Here is an 18111-nt window from a genome sequence, read left to right on the forward strand (position 1 = left end):
GGTGGGCCTCAGCGGCGCGCACATAGCGCGCGCCGTAGGCCCCGGCGTTATCGAGACAAGAGTTCATAAGTGAAAAGCTCAAACCAGACCGATGCCACCGTCTATTGGGGAAGCCTGATTACCATTATTGGCGCGATGACTTTCTCCACCATCGTAATCGTCCTTCATGTTGTCCAGCGAGCAGATCCCTTCCAGCGACTGATAAGTGAATTGGCATTGCATGATTTTGGTGGAGCGATGCTAGTCGCCTTCTGTGGGCTTGGTGCGAGCTTTTTCGGCCTTCAAGTGGCAATCTCGCGGCTCGAAGCAGCAATCGTTCTGCGAGGTCTTCTAGTTGTGGCAGGGTTGGCCTTTTTGTTGGCTGGAATGGTAACCCTTGCGGCAAGAACGGACATTCACATCGGGAGCGTGGCCATCGCCTTCGTGGCATCAGTGGCAGCCATGTATTGCTTTCCTTCCGCCGGGGGACGAGCAGCGGAAGTAGCTCCTCGGTATCTTTCATGGCCTCTCGCGGCCGGAGTTGTGGCAGGAATATTATTGGGGTTATCCGTGTTGCCCGTTGGCCTAGGGCAAAGAATTGCGGCTCTGTGCCTAGCGTGCTGGCTGGCAATCACTGGTTGGCGGCTTAGAAATGCTCGATAACATCGGCTTCGGCGGCCGCGCGCAAGTGCGCGGAACGCCCACGTGGGGTCGGCCTCAGCGGCACGCGCATAGCGCGCGCCGCCGAGCCCGGCGTTATGCGGATTGACATGTTTAAGTTCAGTGGCGCCTTGTTTTGGCTTGGCGCCTCCCTTCTGGCAATCTCAGGGTGCGCTCCCGCACAGCGAAAGTCTTCGTCGGTGGGGGCTGCTCCCAGAGCAGCGCCAATCATGGGAACTGGTAAGGCCGGAATCGAGTGGGTGACCATCCCAGGCGGGAGCTTCATCATGGGCTCGAATCAATGGGCCAATATGAAATTTTTCCCAAGCACTACACCTCGGCACAAAGTGACGATCAAGGCCTTTCAAATGGCGAAGTCCACAGTAACCAACAAACAGTACCGCGCGTGCGTCCAGGCTGGCGTCTGCACTCCGCCACATATCTTGCTCAGCAAAATCATCCCAGAGGAGGGCTTAAGCCTCTATTACGACGATCGATCCTACTTTGAGGGCGATGATCAGCCAGTAGTTGGCATCGACTGGAACCAAGCCAAGACCTTTTCGGAATGGGTCGGCGGTCGGCTTCCCAGCGAGGCTGAGTGGGAATACGCCGCGCGCAGCGCCGGCAAGGAATGGAAGTTCCCCTGGGGCGATGCGGGGGCGACTTGCAGGACAGCTGTCATGGAGGGTTGTGTTGGCAGAGGGACAAAGCCCGTCTGTTCAACGCCAGCGGGAAACACTACCCAGGGACTCTGCGACATGGCAGGGAATGTCGTCCAGTGGGTGCAGGATCTATACCATCAATCCTACGCGGGACAGCCGACCGATGGGACAGCATGGGAGTTTTCAGAAGGCCCGAATCAGAACGACCGTGTTATTCGTGGAAGTTCGTGGCATTCGGAAGTCTATCTTTCCGGCCACCGTTTTCTTGGCGACCCCGCTGATCAAGGTCCTGCCCTAGGCTTCCGGCCCGCGAGGTCACCTTGAGCTCGCTTATTGGGGGAAGAACACGCATAACATTCGGCGCTGCGGGCGCGCGCACATGCGGAGCGCCAAGGTGGGGTTGGCCAATGCGGCGCGCACATAGCGCGCGCCGCAGACCGTCGCGTTATCCAGCATGAGAGTGAAAATGCGATTCTTATTTTGGGGCAGTATTTTTGTGCAGGCCTTCATGCCATCACGATGTTGTGCGCAACTCACGCAAGCAAACATCGACAAAGAGTTTTTCTTGATTCTCCCTTCGAGCATGACGGTCCATATCCATGATGCGCCAAAGTGGCTTAAGCTTCTTGATCAATATGTAAGGAAGACGCATCCATCACTGTGGAATCCAAAAACAACCTTCAGATGGTCCTCAACGATTGGCCATTTGGAACAGAATGAAGGTGGAGAGAATCGGTTTTCCCCAGGTCGACTGCCCGGCCATGGACAGATCGTCGTGGAGAACAGTCAAACGAAAGGGAAGGCTGTAATTGAAGTGGCAGTCCTTCCGCTTGATGGTGCTGATGCTCGCTTCGGTCGGCGGGTCGATATGCAACCAGGGGGGCACGACCTTCTATTCATTTTTCCGGCACTTTGTGAAGCCGTTAGGTCGCCGTGTGGCATTGAGTATGCGAAAGTCTCGCCCATTAAGAAACCTAGGCCGAATCTTCAGGGGGTCGCCCCAAAAGATAGGCTGGATGAGATTGCCAGACACGAGAATCGGCGGATTGATGTAGCTTTCCAGCATGTCAGGCCACAGACGGTTCTCGACGCAATTTCTACACAGTCTCCGGACTATCGATGGCTTCGTCAGGGGGGTGTGATTGATCTTATTCCCAAACCTGGGAAGGGTTGGGAGACAAAGGGAGACAGTATCCTTGACAGACAATTTAAGGGACCGCTATCAATGCCGGGCACCACTGCCTCGAAAGCCATGGAATTGCTAATGGAAGCAGTTGGCAGAGAGATGGGCATCAACATTAGCAGTGCACATGCAGCTTTGGGACCTGCAGCGCCTTCCCCGGGACTCGAGAGACCTGAACCGACCATTTCAATAACACTTTCCAATTGTGTCCTTCGAGAATGTTTGAACGAAATTGCCCGGGCCGATGGCCAGGCCATATGGCATTTCGGGCCGCTGCTGCCAAGTGGGTATGCATATAGGCTATCGCGCTGGGGCCGGAACTAAGGGACGAAACGGCATGAATCTGGATAACACGGGCTTCGACGGGCGCGCCTCAATGAGGTACACTCATAGCGGCGGCGCGCGCCGTCGAGCCTGGCGTTGGGCTGAAGTGCGAACGAAGAGCCAGGAATGATTTCTTCGAAAATGATAACGGCGCTGGACATTAGTGCCGCTTGCCTCGTCGCCATCGCTCTTTATTTTGCATGGCGATTCATAAGGCAAAAGCCGATGGGGAAATCCTGGACAATTAGGTTATCCATCGCTTCCGGAGCCTATAACCTCCTTTGGTGGCTGAGCATCTCCCGGCTCCTGCCTCGGGAGACGGCGCTCAAGACTAATCCGATTCACTCCATCTTCTTGCGAATCCCACCTCCGGTTGTCGAGAGACCCTTACAGCTACTGCACATCACCTGCTCTCACATCTGGGACATCCTCTTGCTGGAAATCATGATCGTTCTCGTCGCAACGGGAGTTTCGGCATTGGCCGGCGCGTGCGTTGGAGCGATTGTCGATCTTGGCTTCAGATTCCGCATACCAAAAGCTTGAAATGACTCAGCCCAACATTGGGTTTTGCTGTCGCGCGCAAGCGCGGAACACCAAAGTGGGGGCAGCCTTTGCGGCCCGCGCATAGCGCGCGCCGCAAACCCTCGCGTTGGGCCGACCACCAATCTTGATTAGACTTTTTGACTCGCCGGACGAGAGTTGCGATGGGCAGTGAATAGCGATGGAACAAATATATCTGGATCAGTTGAAAATAAGACTGTTCTTCGATTTGCATCATCGCGCCATCTTCGGAGCGGTGATAATGGCGGGCTGCTTCTACTATTTAGGAGCAGCCATCAAGCATTACAAATCTAAAGCGACTACCGCATCACGGCGGATGTTGGTTTGGGCTATTGTCGCGATAACGGCTAACTCGATTTGGCTATTTCTTGGCACCTCAGGTCTGTTCGCATCCTTCTGTTGCACAAAATTTCCTTTCTATATGACGATAGTAGTATGTCTCGGTATCATCATATTTGCCAGCTTGTGCCTTTGCGAAAAATATAGGAGTTCGATCACGAAGCAATCGGTGCCAACGGCGCGAACTCAATGAGGACCGAAAGACAAAGTATCCGCGTCCCAACATTCGGCTCTGCGGGCGCGCGCAGTTGCGGCGCAAAGTGGGGTTGGCCAATGCGACGCGCACATAGCGCGCGCCGCAGGCCGTCGCGTTGTGCCGATTTATTTATTTTGGAGGACCGGTGACCACTCGATCTAACTGCAGCTGTGGATTCCCAGCAAAATGGGCAGCCGACCCAAATATGCCCATTGCATTTGACCAGAAGCTCAACGAATTTCAGCTCCAAAATCGTAGCGGAGGTCATTGGCCCATCAGGTATTGTCCTTTGTGCGGAGGCACCCTGGCGGAATCAAAGCGGAAAGAAGAGGCTCCCCAGATTGATGAACGCGAGATGGCAGAAGTCCGCGCCCTCTTCCAGCGCAATATCCGTACAGCAGTTCAGATGAAAGAAATTCTTGGTGATCCGGACCATATCAAGGAGCGGGACAACGACCCCTATGTAAGTCAGCAATTCGTACGCTGGTATGAGTATTTCAAGCGGTGGCGCACAATCTGTCTGACCTTCGCGGAAATGCAAGATGGTAAACTCGAAATGTCGTTCCAGGGCAAGACCACGGAGTGATAGTTGGGACGGCACAACATCGGCTTCGGCGGTCGCGCGCAAATCTGTGGAGCGCCAACGTGGGGTCGGCCTCAGCGGCACGCGCATAGCGCGCGCCGCCGAGCCCGGCGTTGTGCAGTGCTAGAAAAGGACTGACATGCAGGCATTGGCCCTTTGCATCCTCTTCGCAACCTGGATCCTTCCGATAGCGTTGGTCTTTCTTCTAAAACACCCCGCTCGTCACGGCGTCATTGCTGTGGCCACTTACGGGTTAACAATGGCAGCCGTCTTGGTCCCAGCAGGAATTTACTTCGCGGCCAATGGCGGAGGTGCCTATCTCACTGCTCCGACATTATTTTCAGGCGTGGGTTTTCTAGTGGCATCCCTGGGCCTGCTACTGGCCCCGACCAACATCTTTCGCCTCTTATTCTGCATTGCGCCCATTGGCATCTTTTGGTATTGTGGCGCGGGCTTCTGGGCTATGGGAATTCGTGCGGTAATCCACATGGACGTACCAAATAGGTTGCTGCTCGGGCCCATGATTTTCGCCCCACTCTCAGGAATGATCTTTCTGAACCTCGAGTCGACAAGGAAACACCTTCGAGGGAACAAATGAAGGCAGCAAGGACCGACGAGGGCCTGCACAACATCGGCTTCGCCGGTCGCGCGCAAGCGCGGAACCCAACGTGGGGCTGGCCTCAGCGGCACGCGCATAGCGCGCGCCGTCGAGCCCAGCGTTCGGCCGCACAAATGAGGCAGCCAAAAAGTTCATGAGAAGATTTCGCGTTGTGGGGCTCTTCTTGGCGGTTTTGGTCCCGTTACTGATTTTCTTGACATACAAAGGAGCGCCAGTCGCTATTGACCATCGCAATCCCAAGTCGGTGCTTCGCGGCTATTTTGACGCATGGGGACGTAATGATTGGAAGCGTCAGGCTTCATTGATGGACGCGAAATACAGCAACATGGTCGAGGAACCCGTATATATCCTCCATCCTCTTTGGATAAGGTGTCTCAGCTCAACAGCCAACGAGACTGAATTCAGTGTCATCTTCTTCATTGATATGGCAGGCCAGGGTTTGAGCATGGAGTCAGGCCTGTATTCATGGACATATACTCTGACCTGGGACAAGAATAAGGAATCCTGGCTAATCACGAGCTATGGCATGGGTTGAGCCAGTTCCAGCAAAGGAACGTCGGCCGAACATCGGCTTCGCCGGCCGCGCGCAAATGCGCGGAATGCCAACGTGCGGCCTGGCTCTGCGGCACGCGCATCGCGCGCGCCGCAAACCCCAACGTTATGCGCCGAGATAGTTTCTTTCAAGACAACAGGTGATGAATGGCAAGCCGACACATTGATCTGGCCCGACTGGGCTGGAATGAGTGGTTCAAAAAAAGGGCGAAATGCGAGCCTGCGGATACTATCGCTCGGGTTGCTGCGGTCGATCGCGACTTGTTGTTGCTCATGAATCAAACCGGGGCCTTCCGGGCAAAATTGGCAGGCAGTTATCTATACCGACACCACCTGTCGCAGGAACTCCCGTGTGTCGGTGACTGGGTGTGTGTAGAAAAACACCCGGCTGACGATTTCGGGTTGGTCCATATGCTCCTGGAGCGAAGGACTGCTCTGCGCAGAAAGTCAGCGGGAGCCTCAGTCGGATATCAGATGATCGCGGCTAACATAGATCACGTGATCATCGTTCAGTCATGCCACTATGACTTCAACCTCAAGCGACTAGAGCGCTATCTCGTCATGGTGAGAGATGGCGGGGCAGATCCCTATGTCCTACTCACCAAAACGGACTTGGTCGAGCCCCAAGTCCTAGCATCCCAGCTAGCGGAGCTCCGCGCCGCGGGTGTCACGGCGCCGGCGCTGACCCTGAGCAACGTCACGCGAGAGGGCATTGACGAGCTCAAACGGACGCTGCTCCCCTCGAAGACGTATTGCTTTGTCGGATCATCCGGGGTCGGCAAGAGCACTCTCATCAACCGACTCATCGGCCAAGAAAAGCTCCAGACAAAAGGCGTCAGCGGAACGGGCGAGGGAAGGCATACCACCGTCCGCCGGGAATTGATCATCCTCGAGAGTGGCGCCATGGTCATCGACAACCCCGGCATGCGTGAGTTCGGGATCCTGGGGGCCGAAAGCGGGATAGACGGCAGCTTCCCCGACATCATCGGGTTCGCCTCTGGTTGCCGCTACAGGAATTGCAGTCATACAGGCGAGCCCGGCTGCGCTGTACTTGAAGCGATAGATTCAGGCGCTCTTAGCCAAGAGCACTATGACAATTACATCAAGCTCAGGGAAGAGTCCGAGTTCCATCAAATGTCATATGTCGAGAAGAGAAGGAAAGATCGTGACTTTGGAAGATACATCAAGTCCGCCAAGAAGGATCTCAAAAATCAGTAGGACACTTGCGCCGCGCATCAACATTCGCATGGGCCGCCCGTTTCTAAAAAACGGAAAGACGCCAGCCAGACAGCATCTGCCGTCCAGACACTCCGTGTCTGGACGGTTGCGCCCCAGACCTGCTGCGCATGTCCGGGGCGCTCGGAGAAAGGAGCTTACGCCTTCCTGACCAGCCGGCGCTCCTCATCGACCAGGAGCCGGACCGTCCTGCCGCCCGGCACAGCCGGCCCATAGCCCTGCGCGAGTTCATCGGAAGTCAGCCGCTGGCTTTCGTGAAGAGGGAACAGCCCCCATTGCCAGGCGGCTTCGACGCCGTGCGGCATCCCGTCCGAGCCGAGCAGGAGGTCGCGCCCAGGGACGAACCCCATGCGGTCTATGAGCATGCGGAAGGGATTGAGACTGCGCAAAAGCGCGGGCGGCAGGCGGTCCGCGTAGTCCCGGCTCTCCACGCTGAAGTTCGGCTGCATGCACAGCGCCAACCCGAGCTCCTTGGCCCTGCGGGCCTGAGCTTCGATGATGAACTGCACATGCTCCAGCCGCACGGACGGCAAGCGCAGGCCGTCCCGGTCGAGCCGCTCCAAGGCGGCGAGCGCCTGCTCGATGGCCCGTCCGCCGATGGCGTGGATGGCGACCGGCTTGCCCAAGCGCGCGAGGCCGGCCAGCCGCTCCTGGAGCGCCTCGTCGGAATGAAGCAGCGTCCCGAGCCCCCCCTGCAAGTAGGGCTCGCTGAGCGCCGCGGTATGCAGCGCCAAGGCGCCGTCCAAGAAGAGCTTGAAGCCTGCCACGGCCTGCCGGGCCCGCGGGCTGAAGCCCTGGAACGCGCCCGGATCGGCCCAGCAAGGCAGGTCCTTGCCCCAGGGGGAGGCCCGGATGACGTCCAGGGAGCGCTCATCGAGGATGAGCATGTCCTCGGCCAGACCCACGCCCAGGCCGGCGAGGCGCTCCATGAAGGCGGCCAGCTTCTCCGGGTCGAGCCCGGCCAGGCGGCCGTAAAGGGAGAGGACCGCGGCCAGGTTGAGCTCGCACCACCGCGGGTCCGCATGCCTCTCCACAAGCTCCGGGTCGCTCCGCCGCAGGCGGTCTTTCGCCCGGTCGGAAAGGAGCATGCCGTGCAGGCTGTAGTTGACGATCACGACTGGCGGCAGGGAGGCGAGCTCCTCGGGGGTGAAGGTCACGCGGGCGCTGTACCAGCCGACCACGATCGAGAGCCCATCCCGCGGCAGGCCGCGCAGCAGGAGCAAGGCCTCGTCCTGCGGCAGGCCGAGGATGCTGGGACAGTCACCCAGCGCCGCGTAGATGGAGACATGGGAATGGCGGTCGCGCAGCGGGGGCAGTGAGAGGGTTCGGCTCACGACTGCAATCATACCAAGATAGCGCGCGGTCCATTTGTTAGAATAACGCTCGATGACTCAGGCCGCCAAGATCCTGGAGCTGGGCTGCGGCGCCAACAAGACGCCCGGCGCCGTGGGCGTAGACCGCGTGGCCGGCCCGGGCGTGGACGTGGTCCACGATCTCAGGCGCCTGCCCTGGCCCTTCCCGGACAGCTCATTCGACGAGCTCCGGCTCTCCCACGTCCTAGAGCACCTCGACGATGTCCTGGGCGCCATGGAGGAGATCCACCGCATCGCCCGCCCGGACGCCCAGGTCCTCATCTGGACCCCCCATTACTCGTCCATGAACTCCTGGACCGACCCCACGCACTGCGTGCACATGGGCCTTCATCCCATGGACCTGTTCACCAAGGACGCGCGCTACGATTACACGAGCGCGCGCTTCGCCGTCCTGGAGAAACGCATCACCTTCGGCCTGGGGCTGCTGTGCCTGCCCGGCAAGCTCATCAACGCCTGGTCCCCGGACGCCTTCGAGAAGTACTTCGCCTTCATGTTCCCGGCCCGGGACCTGTTCTTCCGGCTGCAGGTCCTCAAGTAGCCCGGCTCATCGGGAATAGAGCTTCTCGTAGCTCTCGGCGACCCGCTCCAATGAGAAGTCCCGGGCCGCTTTCTCCCGGGCGGCCGCGCCCAGGCGTCCCGCCAGGCCCGGCTCGGCGAGGAACCTCCCGAGCTTGTCGGCCAGCTCGTCAGCGTCCTGGGGAGCGAAGAGCAGCCCGGTCTTGCCTTCCTCGACCGCCTCGGCCGTCCCCCCCACCCGGCTGCCCAGCACGGCCAGCCCCGAGGCCATGGCCTCCAGGAGGGCGTTGGAAAGCCCCTCGGAGACGGAGGGGAGGACGAAGACGTCCGCGGCCGCGTAAGCCTCCGCGATCCGCTCCATGGAGGCAAGCACGAAGATGCGCCCCGCCAGCGGGCTGGCCCGCGCGAGCGTCCGAAGCTCTTCGCCTTCGAGCCCGTCTCCCACCAGCGCCGCGAAGCCCGGCCGGTCCGCCGCGGCTCGGCACCAAGCCGACAGGAACCGGCCCAACTGCTTCTCCGGCGCGAGCCTGCCCACATAGAGGAAGCCCAGGCCTTCGGGCCAGCCCAGCTTGCGCCGCAGAGCCCGCTTCTCATCGGCCGAGACCGGACGGTAGCGGGCCGTGTCCACGCCGTTGGGCTGGACCTGGACCGGCACCGGCCCGAGGAACTGCGCGCATTCCTGGGCCAAGCCCTCGGTCACAGCCGCGAACTGCGGCTTGAGCCAGGAGAGCAGGCGCAGCTTCAAGCGCCCCCCGACCGTCCTGTCCGAGGTGGCGAGCTCGCCGATGCCGCGGCCGCCGCCGAGCTTGATGATGACGCGCTTGCCCAAAAGACGGCCGGCCAACGCCGCGGGCAGAGCCGGGGAGCCGGCGAGGTGGACGTGCACGGCGGAATACTCGCGGGCCCCGGTCCAGAGCCGGAGCCAGAGGGACGCCATGAAGGTCAGCGCGTTGAGGAAGCCTCCCCCGGCGCACCAGAGGCGCTCCACCGGGACGCCACGGACCTCCTCGTAGGCGGCCAGGCCGGGCAGCCGCCGGGTCAGGACCCGGACCCGGACGCCGCGAGCGAGCAAGGCGACCGAGAGCTCCAGGGCCTGCTTCTCCGCCCCCCCCACATAGGGATGGAAGCCGGCGCTGATCATCCAGACCGACAGACCGGGCAGGGTGGCCACAGCCTCAGCTCAGTTGGGCCGGAAGAACTCGGCCGCCACGCGGTCCCACTGGGTGTCGCCAAGCTGCGCCAGCTCGCCGACATGGAGGGCCCCATCCTGATATTCGTCAGTGCCGCCCTGCGGAGCCAATTCTCCCATGAGCTTGCGGAACCGCTCCAGGTCGTCCTGGTACAAGGCCACGGCCGACTTGCCGATGCGGAGCTCGGGCACTTCGACGTCGAGGTTGTCGGCGTCGATGACGCAGATCCAGTTGCGCTGGTAGGGCGTCAGGTCGAGCGCCTCGCAGTCCTCGCTCAGAGCCGGGTTGACCTTGACCACCTGCCCGCTGACCGGGGCGTAGAACTGTGCCCGGCGGCCTTTCTGGCGGAGGCTGAACAGCGGCTGGCCGGCTTTGACCGTCATGCCCACGTTGGGGAACTCGATGGAGTCCACCGGGCCGATGAGCTTCTTGGCGAAATCGTCCAGGCCGACCTTCACGGAGCCGTCCTGAGCCATGCTGGCCCAGCAATGGCCGCGGGAGATCAGCACCCCGCCCGGGATGGAGAACTCGCCGGCGCGGGCGCGCTGAGGCTCGGGCAGGTGGGTGATGTGGACCTGCGGCTGCAGCTGCTTGGCCAAGCGGTCCTGCCTCCGGATCAGGACCTTCTTCACGAAAGCCCGCAGCTCGTCCTCGGTGAAGGGCTTCTGCACATAATCCAGCGCGCCGTGCTTCATGCACTCCACCGCGGACTCCACGGTGGCGTAGCCGGTGATGATGACGACGTCGATGTCCGGGCGCATGTGCTTTACGGACTTGACGACCTCGACCCCGTCCAGCGCCGGCATGCGCAGGTCGGTGAAGACGAAATCGTAATGGTGGGTGCGGATGAGCCCCAGCGCCTCCTGGCCGGTCTCCACCGTGTCGACGCAGTAGCCGTCCAGCACCAGGATCTTGCGGAAGCTGTCCAGGATCACGGTCTCATCGTCCACGCAGAGGATGCGCGCCGCTGGGTCGGCGACCTCGGCGCGCTTGAGGGTCTTGGCCTCCCTCTGAAAATCGAGCTTGAGGCTCACGGCCAGGGCCGCCTCGCGCTCGCGCCGGATGCGCTGGTCGCGCAGCCTCTGGGCGGCCGACCGCACCGCCAGGTCGGCGAGCACGAACAGGATGACGGAAAGGAACAGGAACACGATCACCATGATGGGTCTCCTTCGGCATCGGGTCTGGTCATAGTCGCTCCGGACTGCACGAGCTCAGGCTCTTGAGGTCGTACTCCAGGTCCGCGGGCAGGACGCGGTAGAGCCAGCCCGCGAAGTACGGGTCCTTCTCCACCGCCGCAGGGTCCGCGGCCAGACGCTCGTTGCGCTCCACGACCCTGCCGCTGGCCGGGCAGAGCAGGCCGTGGCGCGCGCCGCCCTCGGAGACGAACGCGGCGCAGGGGGCGCCCTGGATGACTTCGCCGCCGGCCGGCGCCAGCTCCACCGCGCTCACTCCCTCCAGGGTCTTCAAGAAAGCATCTCCCGCGCCTATCAGGACGCTGCCCTCCGGCTCGGTCTTGAGCCAGCTGATGGTGCCCAGGCGGAAATATCCCGACGGGCACGGCGCCCAGCCCGTTTTTTGAAGCTTACTATATTTCAGTCCGCGCCGGACCACCGACGTCAGCTCGTCTTCGGTGAAAGGCTTGGGAAGGAAGTCGATGGCGCCCGCCGCCAGGGAGCGCACGGCGTTGTCCACCGTGGAATACCCCGTGACCATGACCACGGGGGTGCGCAGCCCCCGCCGCGCCGCTTCGGCGAGGAAGGCGAACCCGTCGAGGTCCGCCATCATGATGTCGCAGACGACGAGGCGGTAGGAGCGCTGCCGCAGGCGCTCCAGGCCCGCCGCCCCGCGGGCCGCGACGTCCACGGTCAGACCCTCGGCCGCGCAGATCTTGGCGACCGCCTGTCCGACCACGGGCTCGTCGTCGACGACCAGCACGTCGCGCTCCCGGCTCATGGCTTGACCGGGATGCGCAGCACGAAGGTGGTCCCGGCGCCGGGAGCGCTCTCCACGGCGATGGTCCCGTTGTGGTTGTCCATGATGCCCCAGACCACCGCCAGGCCCAGCCCGGTGCCCTTCTGCCCTTTGGTCGAATAGAAGGGCTCGAAGATCTTCTCCCGCACCTCCTGGGGCATGCCGCAGCCGTCGTCGCGGACCTTGAGCTCCACGAACTCCTTGCGGTCCATGCCGTCGACCTCCTCCCAGCGCTGCCAGCCGCAGCCCGGCCGCGTGCAGCCTTCCACGAGGCCCCGGGCCGGGACCTCGAAAACGTAGACCGCGGACCCGCACTCGGGGCAGACCTTCTTGTCGACGAGCAAAGAGACCGAGCACTCCGGGCACACGAACCGGGCCCCTGGGGCTCCGGCGGCGGCGACGGCGTGATGGTGCCCGCCCATGCCGTACATCGGGTTGAGGTAGAGGAACCCCTCGGCCTTATCGGAACGCACCCGGATGCGCACCGTGGGCCTGCCGTCGATGCGGACCTCCTCGTCCATGAGGCTGTGCCGCTTGGGGCAGACCGCCTTCTTGATCTGGGTGATGCCGATGGGGGAGAGGCTGAGCGCGGAGGAGGAGACGGTGATGGTCCCGCCCTTCGGCCCGATGGCGTCCGCGGCGTTGACGAAGAGGTTGATGAAGACCTGCTGCATCTGGTTGGCGTCCACGGTCACCTTGGGCATGTCCGGCGCCAGCGACAAGACGAGCCGGACGGCGTTGAGCGCGAGCTGGCTCTCGATGACCGTGGCGGCGCGCCCCACGATCTCGTTGATGTCGGCCTCCCCCTTCTTGGGGACCGACTGCCGCGCGAAATCCAGGAGGCTCTTGACGATCTCCCGGCTGCGGATGGTCTCGCGCACGATGACCTTAAGGTCCTCCTGCAGTTCCGGCTGGTCCTTGGTGCGCTTGAGCAGGAAGCTGCTGTAGGTGAGCACGCCGGTGAGCGGGTTGTTGATCTCGTGAGCGACGCCGGCCGCCAGGCGCCCCAGCGAGGCCAGCTTGTCGGACTGGAAGAGCTGCAGGCGCGCCTCGGAGAGCTTGCGGGTCATGTTGTTGAAGGACTGCGCCAGCAGGCCCAGCTCGTCGTCGCCGCGCTCCCGGATGGAGCATTCCAGGTCCCCGCCCGCCACGCGCCGGGTCGCCTCCACGAGCTCGCGGACCGGGGCGTCGACCCAGCGCCTGACCAGGAGCCCGACGATGAGACTCAGCGCCAGGATGGCGCCGACCGCGAAGACCAGGATGCCGAGCTGGCCGCGCCGGATGTCCCGGTCGACCGCGGCCAAAGACATGGAGACGTCGAGCACTCCCAGGACGACCTGCGCGCGGGGGTGGGCGTGGCAGGCCGCGGTCCAGCACGAGGGGGCGTTGTAGATGGGGTTGATGATGCCCAGCGTGCGCGCGCTGTCGGGGCGCAGCCGGAACACCCGGGTGCGCTCCTTCATGTCCAGGCGCTCGAGCGGCCGGTCCGCGGAATGGCAACGGTAGCAGCTCTCCGCCTTCTTGTCCACCATCTTGCCGATCTCGGCGCGGTCGGAGGAGTAGATGATCTCCCCGGCCTTGTTCATCACGCGGATGCGCTGGATGCTCTCCTGGCTCCCCAGCCTGCGGATGGTGTCGTAGATGCGGTCGCGCTGATTGAAGCGCATGTCGTACTCGGTGCTGGACTTGACCGCCTCGCTGAGCTGGTTGGCGTGGCGCTCCACCTCGGCCAGCAGGCTGCTGCTGTGGGCGCGGCTGTTGAACTCGGCGAATATGCCGATGGTCACCAGCGCCGTGGCGCAGACGGCCAGAGTCAGCTTGAGGCCGATCTTCTCCCGGATCATGGCTGGTCCTGGTGGCAATGAGAGCACTGGGCGTCGGCGTGGCAGGAGAAGCACGGCTTGTGCAGGGTCTCCATCGAGCGCTTCGGCTTCTTGGGCTGGGCCGCGGCTCCCGGCGGGCGCGGCTTGGGCTCGTGGCAGCCGGCGCAGGTCTGGTTCTGATGGCAGGCCGTGCACTCCAGGCCGAACTGCTTGACATGCGCTTCGTGCCGGAAGGTCACGAACCGGCCCTTCTGGGAGGAGGTCTCGTAGACGATGGGAGCCGGGAGCTTGGCTTGGGGGAAGCCCTTGGGCGCGCCGCCGGCTCCGGGGCCGGCCTTGCGGGCATGGCATGAGCCGCAATCGGATTCGTGGCTCCACTGCAGGTGGCAATCGACGCATTGCCGGTGGCGGGCCCCCTTGAGGTCGGGCTTGGTCAGGTCCGTACGGCGGCGCGAGGACGAGTGGCATTCGCCGCACTTGAAGATGGGGCGCGACTGGTTGTAATGATGGCAACCGTAGCAGCCGTCGCCCATCTCCGCCAGCTTCGCGTGCGCCTTATGAGGGAAACGGACCGGCCCGTAGGTGTCGGAGAGCTCGCCCATCGTGATCGTGCGGGGAGCCTGCGAGAGGGGATGGCGCCCCCAGATCTTCTCGCGGGGGCAGCTGACCAGCGCCGGGCTCTCTCGGGTCGGCTTGTCGCTGGTGTGGCAGGTCCGGCAGTCGGCCGCGCCCCAGGCGCCCGTCAGCGCGGCCAGCCCCAGCGCCAGGAGCATCTTCATGGGTTCATCCGTGCACCGTGTACTTGGCCTTGGGCGAGAGGGTCCGGTCGGGCAGGCTGATGACCGGGAAGAGCAGCACCGCGGCGCGGTAGAGAAGGACGAGCAGGCTGATGAAGCCAACGGTCACGCAGACCTCGCCGAAAGCCGGGTGGTAGGGCCGCAGCGAATACGGCGGCGTGTAGGCGATGAGGAAGTTGTCCACCCGGTTGACCGCCACCCCGGCCACGACCAGGGCCGAGGCCGTGAGGAGCAGGGCCGGGGACTTGAGGACCGCGCGCGACATGAACATGCGCAAAGGGATGACCACGCCGAACAGGACCTCGACCATGAACATGACGCTGGCGGTATTGAATGTCGCCAGGTGGACGAAGGTCTCCCGGACGAACATGTCCCCGATCTTGAAGGCGAGGTAGACGCCCAAGAGCGGCGCGGTCATGCGGCCCAGTCCCGCCAGGACGGACATCTCGGGCTTGAGGCCGAAGGAGCGCGCCGCCAGGAGGGATTCCAGGATCACCATGGGGAAGCCCACCGAGACCGCGGAGAGCAGGAACAGCAGGGGCAGGATCGGGGTCTGCCAGAGGGGATGCATCTTGGGCCCGGCGATGACCATGAGCGTGCCCAAGGAGGACTGGTGCAAGGTGGAGAGCACGACGCCGGCGATGATGAAGACGAACATGGTGCGCGCCAGGCCGCGGTCCAGGGCGGCGAGCAGGCGCTCCGCCAGGGGGTTGAGCCTGGCCAGAGGGCCCGGCAGAGCCACGCGCCCCAGGAAGCGCTCGACCGCCACGGGCAGGAACTCGATGTAGAGGACGTGGATGTAGATGACCACGCAGATGCCGACCTCGAAGAGGGCCGAGGTGCCGTTCCACATGACCAGGGGATGCCAGATGTAGTAGGGACGCCCGATGTCGATGCAGACGCCCAAGGCCACGAAGGTGTAGCCCAGCAGCGCGGTGAGCAGGGCCGGCCGCACCACCGCGTGGTACTGCTCCCGGTGCATCACGTGGCCGAGCGCCGCCGTGGTGAAGCCTCCCGCGGCCAGGGCCACGCCCGCGGCCACGTCGATGCCGATCCAGATGCCCCAGGGGTACTGGTTGCTCAGGTTCGTGACGGCTCCGATGCCGAAGAGCAAGCGGCCGGCCAGGAAGACCAGTCCGTTGAGGGCCAGAAGGATGAGCACTCCCACGCCGGGAGTCAGGAAGCGCCGGGGCAAGGGCGTGGGCCTCATGAAGCGGTCCATGCTCAGGCCTCCTCCCCGGACTCCGGGCTGTGCTTGGCGATCCACATGACCGCCCCCAGCAGGGCGTAGAGCGAGACCGGCGGGATGAAGTAGGCGAATATGCCGTGCTGGATGCTCTCCGAGACCCCGGGCGCCGGGCTGCGTCCCAGACGGGGGAACTGGAGGGCGGCGAAGTCGACTCCGGAGAGGTAGAGCCAGTCGGTGCCGCCCACCTCGAACTCCCCGAAGACGTGGCTCACGTAGCGCTCCGGGAAGCGCCGGACCCGGTCTTTGGCGATGCGCACCAGCTCCTCGCGCGGGCCGAAGGTCATGACCTCCATCGGGCAGATCTCCACGCAGGCCGGGATCCTCCCGGCCTTGCGCCGCTCGAAGCAGAAGTCGCACTTCATGATCCGGGGCTGGAGCGCCTTGTGATATTCGAAGGCCGGGATCTGGAAGGGGCAGGCGATCATGCAGTAGCGGCAGCCGATGCACTTGTCCGTGTCCCAGACCACCGCGCCGTTCTCAGCCTTGGTGAGCGCGCCTACGATGCAGGCCGAGACGCAGGCCGGCTGGGCGCAGTGCATGCACTGGACCTTCACGGTGACGGGGAGTCCGGGCTTGCGGGGGTTCTCGTAGCGGTTGACCACGGTCAGGGCCGTGTCGTCGGGGCGGCGCATCCGGGCGAAGACCGAGCGGTCCTCATAGGCTTCCTGAGGAGGGGTGGCCAGGCCGTGGGCCTGCTTGCAGGCGTATTCGCAGTTGCGGCAGCCGATGCAGACGGTGGTGTCCACGAGCACGCCGCTGCGCTCGGGCGCCGGCGACCGGCCGCCCGAGGCCTGGGCGGCGGAGGGAGTCAGCCCGGCGCCCAGGACCGCGGCGCCCGCCAGGAACTCCCGCCGGGTGAGGTTCGCCACGCCTATTTCCCTGCTCCCGGGTAGCGCGGCGGCACGCGCAGGCCGCGCGCCGCGAGCATGGAGGCCAGGCGGCCGGGGTCGTCCGTGATGATGCCGTCCACGCCCCAGGACAGGAGCTTGGCGACGAGGCCGGCATCGAATGTGGTCCCGAGCTTCTCGGGCCAGCTCCACACGACGACCTTGAGGCCCAGGCGGTGGGCCTCGGCGAGCGCCGCCTGGGTCAGCTCGGCGTCCTCGGGCTCCCAGGCGAAGCCGCCCAGGGCCTTGACCATCCTGGGGATGGAGCCGCCGTAGTCCTTGACGAGCGCGCCCCCGGTCCAGAGTCCCGCGGCCTTGGGGTCCTCGCCGTAGAAGCTGTCCGGCCCGCCGGGCTCGTTGTCCCGAGAGGTCAGGTAGGCGGTCTTGACGTTCCGGTCCAGCCGCCGCAGCTCGGAGAGGCAGCGCCAATCGAAGGCCTGGATCTCGGCGCGGCCGATGATGCCTTCCTCCTTGAGGATCCGGTGGAGGGCCTGGGCGAAAGCCTTGGGGTCCGGGCTGCGCTCCGGCTGGGCCGGGTCGGTCTTCATCTCGATCTGGAAGCCCATCTTATGCCGGGCGGCCTTCTCGACATAGCGCGCGACTTCGCGCAAAGTGGGCATGTGCGTGCCGTCCACCGGGACTTGGTCAGGGAAGAACTTGGCGTAAGCGCTCTCCGGGTTCAAGCGGCCCACGTCGAAGCTCTGGAGCTCGCGGAGCGTGAGGTCCTTGGCCGCGGGGCCCTTGGTGATGTAGCGCCCGGCGCTGTCGCGGGCGAGGTTCGGGCTGACCAGGAGGTCGTGGGAGACCAGCACTTCGCCGTCCTTGGTGAGCACGACGTCCATGTCCACCCAGTCCGCGCCGATGCTCAGAGCGGCCCGATAGGCGGGCAGGGTGTTCTCCGGGGCGAAGGAGCGGCCGCCGCGGTGGGCGTAGACCTGCACGGAGCCGGCGGGCGCGGCGGGCGCGGCCAGGACGAACGCCGAGAGCAGGGTCGTGAGTTGGGTCATGTCGCCTCAGCGCCCCGGGGCGCTGTCCCCATTGTACTATCTTTGCGGAATGCGACAGGCATGACGGCGGTCATGGGTTGCACCCACTGAAAGCAGGTAGGCTGGCGAAATGCCGTACCGGCCCTGGCGGCGCAGAGCGCCGCCAGGCGCGCGCCCCGCTATTCCTCTGGGGCGCGCAACCTCATGAAAGCACATTGTCCCGGAATCGTACATGCCTGTCCGTGATGGCTGGCCGCAAGCAGAAGACCGATATGGCGCGGTCCGCTTGCGCACCAGCCTCCGGATGGGGTCACAGCCCTCTATTGAGGTTGCGCGCGTGAGAGGAAAGGACGCGCGCGGGTTCCGGCGCCGGGCGCCGGAACCTCCATTGTGATGGGCTTTCTGGATGACTGCAAAAGACGGCG

At 63.6% G+C, this 18111-nt stretch carries 16 protein-coding genes; 5 read left to right on the forward strand and 11 right to left on the reverse strand.

Annotated elements, in window-relative coordinates; translation table 11 throughout:
• The first annotated feature begins 899 nt into the window (after positions 1 to 899).
• Positions 900 to 1625: a formylglycine-generating enzyme family protein gene (locus NTY77_17335; protein MCX5797257.1), complete on the forward strand. Its 726-nt coding sequence runs from the start codon at positions 900 to 902 to the stop codon at positions 1623 to 1625.
• Between the two features lie 6 nt (positions 1626 to 1631).
• Here the strand turns inward: NTY77_17335 and NTY77_17340 are convergent, their stop codons facing one another.
• Both NTY77_17340 and NTY77_17345 read right to left on the reverse strand, forming a co-directional pair.
• Positions 1632 to 1757 (reverse strand): hypothetical protein, encoded by a 126-nt coding sequence (locus NTY77_17340; GenBank protein ID MCX5797258.1) that lies wholly within the window; start codon positions 1755 to 1757, stop codon positions 1632 to 1634.
• A 235-nt stretch (positions 1758 to 1992) separates the two neighbouring features.
• Positions 1993 to 2187 carry a hypothetical protein gene (locus NTY77_17345; GenBank protein ID MCX5797259.1) on the reverse strand — a complete coding sequence of 65 codons (195 nt, stop codon included), beginning with the start codon at positions 2185 to 2187 and terminating at the stop codon, positions 1993 to 1995.
• Positions 2188 to 4049: 1862 nt separating this feature from the next.
• Here NTY77_17345 and NTY77_17350 point away from each other — a divergent pair.
• The 3 genes from NTY77_17350 to rsgA all read left to right on the forward strand — a co-directional run bounded on the left by NTY77_17350 (position 4050) and on the right by rsgA (position 6876).
• Positions 4050 to 4490: a hypothetical protein gene (locus tag NTY77_17350; protein MCX5797260.1), complete on the forward strand. Its 441-nt coding sequence runs from the start codon at positions 4050 to 4052 to the stop codon at positions 4488 to 4490.
• 749 nt (positions 4491 to 5239) lie between these two features.
• Entirely contained in the window at positions 5240 to 5641 is a 402-nt protein-coding gene (locus NTY77_17355) for a hypothetical protein (GenBank protein ID MCX5797261.1), read from the forward strand.
• A gap of 164 nt (positions 5642 to 5805) precedes the next feature.
• A complete protein-coding gene (gene rsgA, locus NTY77_17360; GenBank protein ID MCX5797262.1) occupies positions 5806 to 6876 on the forward strand; it encodes a ribosome small subunit-dependent GTPase A in 1071 nt (356 codons plus the stop codon).
• Positions 6877 to 7031: 155 nt separating this feature from the next.
• On the opposite strand, the gene NTY77_17365 is transcribed toward rsgA, so the two are convergent.
• Positions 7032 to 8228 carry an amidohydrolase family protein gene (locus NTY77_17365; protein MCX5797263.1) on the reverse strand — a complete coding sequence of 399 codons (1197 nt, stop codon included), beginning with the start codon at positions 8226 to 8228 and terminating at the stop codon, positions 7032 to 7034.
• Positions 8229 to 8280: 52 nt separating this feature from the next.
• Here NTY77_17365 and NTY77_17370 point away from each other — a divergent pair, with 52 nt between their 5' ends.
• Positions 8281 to 8805 carry a methyltransferase domain-containing protein gene (locus NTY77_17370; protein ID MCX5797264.1) on the forward strand — a complete coding sequence of 175 codons (525 nt, stop codon included), beginning with the start codon at positions 8281 to 8283 and terminating at the stop codon, positions 8803 to 8805.
• A 6-nt stretch (positions 8806 to 8811) separates the two neighbouring features.
• Here the strand turns inward: NTY77_17370 and NTY77_17375 are convergent, their stop codons facing one another.
• Genes NTY77_17375 through NTY77_17410 form a run of 8 tightly spaced genes read right to left on the reverse strand, consistent with a single transcriptional unit; the run spans position 8812 to position 17707 of the window.
• Positions 8812 to 9954 (reverse strand): glycosyltransferase family 4 protein, encoded by a 1143-nt coding sequence (locus NTY77_17375; protein ID MCX5797265.1) that lies wholly within the window; start codon positions 9952 to 9954, stop codon positions 8812 to 8814.
• 9 nt (positions 9955 to 9963) lie between these two features.
• The gene (locus NTY77_17380; GenBank protein ID MCX5797266.1) at positions 9964 to 11130 is read right to left on the reverse strand and encodes a response regulator; all 1167 of its coding nucleotides are present in this window, start codon (positions 11128 to 11130) and stop codon (positions 9964 to 9966) included.
• 28 nt (positions 11131 to 11158) lie between these two features.
• Complete coding sequence (locus NTY77_17385; GenBank protein MCX5797267.1) at positions 11159 to 11926, reverse strand: response regulator; 768 nt, start codon at positions 11924 to 11926, stop codon at positions 11159 to 11161.
• Positions 11923 to 13788 (reverse strand): ATP-binding protein, encoded by a 1866-nt coding sequence (locus NTY77_17390; protein MCX5797268.1) that lies wholly within the window; start codon positions 13786 to 13788, stop codon positions 11923 to 11925. The genes NTY77_17385 and NTY77_17390 overlap by 4 nt, the downstream gene beginning before the upstream one ends.
• Positions 13785 to 14546, reverse strand: a complete 762-nt coding sequence (locus NTY77_17395; protein MCX5797269.1) for a cytochrome c3 family protein — start codon at positions 14544 to 14546, stop codon at positions 13785 to 13787. Before NTY77_17395 ends, NTY77_17390 begins: the two co-directional genes overlap by 4 nt.
• Before the next feature lie 4 nt (positions 14547 to 14550).
• Positions 14551 to 15786, reverse strand: coding sequence for a Ni/Fe-hydrogenase cytochrome b subunit (hybB, locus tag NTY77_17400; GenBank protein ID MCX5797270.1), 1236 nt, complete (start codon positions 15784 to 15786; stop codon positions 14551 to 14553).
• 2 nt (positions 15787 to 15788) lie between these two features.
• Positions 15789 to 16682, reverse strand: a complete 894-nt coding sequence (locus NTY77_17405; protein ID MCX5797271.1) for a 4Fe-4S dicluster domain-containing protein — start codon at positions 16680 to 16682, stop codon at positions 15789 to 15791.
• Between the two features lie 2 nt (positions 16683 to 16684).
• A complete protein-coding gene (locus tag NTY77_17410; GenBank protein MCX5797272.1) occupies positions 16685 to 17707 on the reverse strand; it encodes a glycerophosphodiester phosphodiesterase family protein in 1023 nt (340 codons plus the stop codon).
• Positions 17708 to 18111: the final 404 nt, after the last annotated feature.

The organism is Elusimicrobiota bacterium (assembly GCA_026388095.1).
Taxonomy (GTDB): Bacteria; Elusimicrobiota; Elusimicrobia; order UBA1565; family UBA9628; genus UBA9628.